This is a genomic window from Cohnella suwonensis (assembly GCF_042655365.1).
Taxonomy (GTDB): Bacteria; Bacillota; Bacilli; order Paenibacillales; family Paenibacillaceae; genus Cohnella; species Cohnella suwonensis.
On sequence record NZ_JBHSMH010000097.1, the window covers coordinates 42,410 to 43,315 of the forward strand.

Genomic DNA, 906 nt, shown 5'->3' on the forward strand with positions numbered 1-906 from the left:
TGTCTATGCAGCGGCAGACGCAGCGCCGAATGCGGCAGCGATTGAAGCACAAGGAACAGCCGTAGCCAAAGGAACAGCGGCAGCAGGCGCAATAGCGAACACGGCTAGCGTATCAGGCTTGACCGCATCCACAGCGTACAAGGCCTTTGCCATCGTCAAGGATGCGGCTGACAATGCTTCGAGCGTAGCGGCAATCCCGTTCACAACGATAGCAACGCCGGATACAACAGCGCCAGCGGTAAGCTTACCAGATACATCGAACACCGGGGTCGAAGTGCTGGTCAATGGCAAGGCTGAGAACGCAGGCACGGCAACAACAACCAAAGTAAATGAGCAAACGGTAACCACCGTTGAGGTCGATTCGAAGAAGCTGGAGGACAAGCTCGCGGCGGAAGGCGAACATGCCGTGATTACGATTCCAGTGAGTACGAAATCCGATGTCGTGATCGGAGAGCTTGACGGCCAAATGGTCAAAAACATGGAGCAAAAGCAGGCGGTCGTTGAAATCAAAACGGAGAATGCGACCTATACGTTGCCTGCGCAGCAGATCAATATAGACTCGATATCGGATCAGCTCGGCATAAGCATTCAGCTTCAGGATATTAAGGTAAAGATCGAAATTTCCAAACCAACAGCGGACACGGTGAAAATCGTGGAAAACTCGGCAGCTAAAGGGGAGTTAACCCTTGTCGTGCCGCCGCTCAACTTTACGGTAAAAGCCAATTACGGGGACACCACGATTGACGTGTCCAAGTTCAACGCTTACGTGGAAAGAACGATTGCGATTCCGGGCGGTGTAGACCCGGGCAAAATCACGACCGGGGTCGTTGTTGACCCGGACGGAACCGTTCGCCATGTACCGACCAAGATCGTCGTCATTGACGGCAAGTACTATGCGAAAGTGAA

General features: G+C 53.1%; 1 pseudogene. It reads left to right on the forward strand.

Annotated features, from left to right (window positions below):
• A pseudogene (locus tag ACFPPD_RS21675) lies at positions 1 to 906 on the forward strand (S-layer homology domain-containing protein); the annotation flags it as partial.